Genomic DNA, 1,072 nt, shown 5'->3' with positions numbered 1-1,072 from the left:
TGTCCAGGATGCCCATGATCGCCTGCGCCGTCACCGACTTGCCCGAGCCGGACTCCCCCAGCACCGCCAGCGTCTCCCCCGCCGCGACGGAGTAGCTCACCCCGTTCACGGCCCTGGCGACGCCGTCCCGGGTACGGAACTCCACGTGCAGGTCGTCGACCTCCAGCAGCGGCGCCCCGGGTTCCGCGCTCCCCCGACCGCCGCCGATCAGCTCCACCGCGTCCATCAGAGCAGCCTCCCCGGCGCCGCGGCACCCACTGCTGGGCGCAGAGCAACTATCAAGGAACGGACCGCACTTGGCGAGCCTGCGGCAGATCTCTTTTCCGTCACGGGAAAGGGCGCGCCCCCGCCCGCGGGGACGCGCCCTGGTCATCGACCGGTCTCAGCCGGCGCGCTGCCCGGCCTCCCGCTCCGCCGCGAAGTGACACGCCGAGTCGTGCCGCGCCGCCCCGTCCAGCCAGGACGGCGCGGCCAGCAGCGGCTCCTCGACCTCGCACCGCTGCTGCGCCTTCCAGCAGCGGGTGCGGAAGCGGCAGCCGGACGGCGGGTTGGCCGGCGAGGGCACGTCGCCGGTGAGCACGATCCGGTCCCGGATCTCCCGCGCCCTCGGGTCCGGCACCGGCACCGCGGAGAGCAGCGCCTGGGTGTACGGGTGGGTGGCGTTCTCGTAGATCTCCTCGTCCGAGCCGATCTCGACCATCTTCCCCAGGTACATCACCCCGACCCGGTCGGAGATGTGCCGAACGATGGAGAGGTCGTGCGCGATGAACATGTACGACAGGTTGAACTCGCCCTGCAGCTGCTCCAGCAGGTTGATCACCTGCGCCTGGACGGACACGTCCAGCGCGGAGACCGGCTCGTCGCAGATGATGATCTCCGGCTTGAGCGCCAGCCCCCGGGCGATGCCGATGCGCTGGCGCTGGCCGCCGGAGAACTGGTGCGGATAGCGGTTGATGTACTCCGGGTTGAGCCCGACCACGTCCAGCAGGTCCTGGACGGCCTTGCGGCGGTCGCCCTTGGGCGCCACCTCGGGGTGGATCTCGAACGGCTCGCCGATGATGTCGCCGACCGT

2 protein-coding genes are annotated in these 1,072 nt (G+C 71.2%); both read right to left on the bottom strand.

Annotated features, from left to right (window positions below):
- The coding region (locus tag ACIQOV_RS42650; RefSeq protein WP_401056669.1) for an ATP-binding cassette domain-containing protein at positions 1 to 226 on the bottom strand (226 nt) is incomplete at its 3' end.
- A 156-nt stretch (positions 227 to 382) separates the two neighbouring features.
- Positions 383 to 1,072: oligopeptide/dipeptide ABC transporter ATP-binding protein (locus ACIQOV_RS42645; RefSeq protein WP_401056667.1), on the bottom strand; the 690-nt coding region annotated here is incomplete at its 5' end.

The sequence above is a fragment of the Kitasatospora sp. NPDC091257 genome, from assembly GCF_044757675.1.
Taxonomy (GTDB): Bacteria; Actinomycetota; Actinomycetes; order Streptomycetales; family Streptomycetaceae; genus Kitasatospora; species Kitasatospora lactacystinica.
Note: the sequence above shows the minus strand (reverse complement) of the source record. Positions and strands in the feature narration are given on the sequence as shown.